At 34.8% G+C, this 2,181-nt stretch carries 1 protein-coding gene; it reads left to right on the forward strand.

Annotated elements, in window-relative coordinates; translation table 11 throughout:
• Nucleotides 1–342: 342 nt before the first annotated feature.
• Nucleotides 343–1,332 (forward strand): protein rep, encoded by a 990-nt coding sequence (locus CW357_RS17900; RefSeq protein ID WP_124218807.1) that lies wholly within the window; start codon nucleotides 343–345, stop codon nucleotides 1,330–1,332.
• Nucleotides 1,333–2,181: the final 849 nt, after the last annotated feature.

Raw genomic sequence — 2,181 nt, forward strand, 5'->3', positions numbered from 1 at the left:
TGGAATCGAAAAATGGAACGACATGAAAGACAACAGAGGAATCGAAATCGGGAATGGAAGATAAAAAACTCCTGCGTTGAGCAGGAGTTTTTTATGGTTTTTACGAATTTTTGCGGAGCAAAAATGAGTCTTTTCTTATCTTGATACATATAGAAATAACGTCATTTTTGAAAAGTGCTACAAACCTTTGATATGACAGGCTTTTAGACGGTTTTAATGGTATAAAGAAAAATATACAAAAAAATCCCAAATGTGTTATGATTGAGTTACCACACAAAATCAAATAACATAGGGGATTTTTGTACCCTTCAGGAACCCCTGAAAGGAGATTTTTATATTTACATGTGTACCCATGATAACATGGATTTAGACCAAAAAACAGTACTTTGTGATAAAAAAGCAAATGGAAAAGTGCAACCTTGGAAAGAAAAAAAGCTAGCAAATGTCGGTTATTTTGAGTTGTTAGAGATTTTGCAGTTCAAAAAAGCAGAACGTGTATCAACATGTGGTGAAATACTAGAGTTTGATATTACGCATGAAGGGCGCATGAAGTTAGCCAAAGCATGGTTTTGTAAGTCACCGTTATGTCCGATGTGCAACTGGAGGAAAACGATGAAACGAAGCATACAAACAACTAAAATTATAGAAGAAGTGATTCGTCAAAAACCAAAAGCAAGGTGGCTCTTTTTAACCCTATCGGTTAAGAATGTGTTTGATGGTAAAGAGTTGGATAAAAGTTTAAAAGCAATGGCAGAAGGGTTTCGCCGATTAATGTTATATAAAAAAGTGAAACAAAATATGATTGGCTTCATGCGATCTACGGAAGTTACCGTCAATAAAAAAGACGGTTCCTATAATCAGCACATGCACGTATTGTTGTGTGTAGAATCAAAATATTTTAAGGGTGCTGAAAATTATTTATCACAAGAAGATTGGACAAGTCTTTGGCAAAAAGCCATGAAGTTAGATTATGTGCCAGTTGTTCACATTGAAGCTGTAAAAAATAAAAAACGTAACAAGAAAAAAGAGGTCACTGCGATTCAAGCAGCGGTGCAAGAAACTGCCAAATATTCGGTGAAAGATGCCGACTATTTGACTGGTAATCTAGAAAATGATTTAGAAGTTGTAAAAGACTTAGAAGAAGGTTTATATCGGAAGCGAATGATTGCATATGGTGGTTTGTTGAAAGAAGTACATAAGCGGTTCAATTTAGATGACGTTGAAGATGGCGATTTGGTACGAGTGGATGATGAGGATTCAGACGTTGAAGAAAAAGCTTATTCTATTGTGGCATTTTGGAATTGGGAACAACAAAACTATTATTTAAATTAGAGGATAGGTGTTATTGATATGAGTAGAAGTACAAAAACAAGTAGTTCGCTAGATCGCTATTACATTATTCTAAGTATGAAAATATTCTTCGAAAACTGACGGTAGGAGAATTAGGAAAATAAAATAATTAAGCAAAATTCATTGAACAAAATTAAAAGATAAAATAAGAGGAGAGATTAATCATTAGTAATTCTAATTATAATATTAACTATAAGAGAAATAATCGTTTTAATTTGTTATTTGATATAATATTCTTCTTGCCACGTCATATTGTGGGATTTATTAAATGGTTATTTTAATTGCTGTAACATTGTTTTCTATTTTGTGAATTATAAAACTACGTTATTCGAAAATGAATGGGGTATTTCGTATTCTCGGAAATTATTAAGTATTTAGAAGAAAAATAAAGAGTAAGTGTCAACGGTAAGCGGAGAAAAAAGACGGTCCCTGTAGGGGCTGTCTTTTTTTGAGCATTAAGGAGTTGACACGTGCGAATGATCTACAGGCTTTTACGCACTTCCCACTCCTATGTGGGAAGCTGCCATGCGGCGAGCTGAAAGTTTTTTGGGGTTGCCTTTTTTTCAAAAAAGGCAAGGTCTTCAGGTTTTGAACTCGGAGAAAACAATGTGCGATTTAGCACGTTTTCGACTTGGCTCATGGTGAGCCAAAAAAGCCTCGCAGAGCACGAAACTCTCGAATGAGAGTATATCGTGCTATACTCTTCTGTAAAAAAGAGTATCTTCCTTGGGGGTGTACGGGTTGGGATTGAAATGGAATACAGAGCTCAAAAAAGAAATCAAAAGGACTTGAGAGCTTTTCTAAGACGTTTGAGAGCCGTTTAAAGCTTTC

Source organism: Rummeliibacillus sp. TYF005 (assembly GCF_003844195.1).
Taxonomy (GTDB): domain Bacteria; phylum Bacillota; class Bacilli; order Bacillales_A; family Planococcaceae; genus Rummeliibacillus.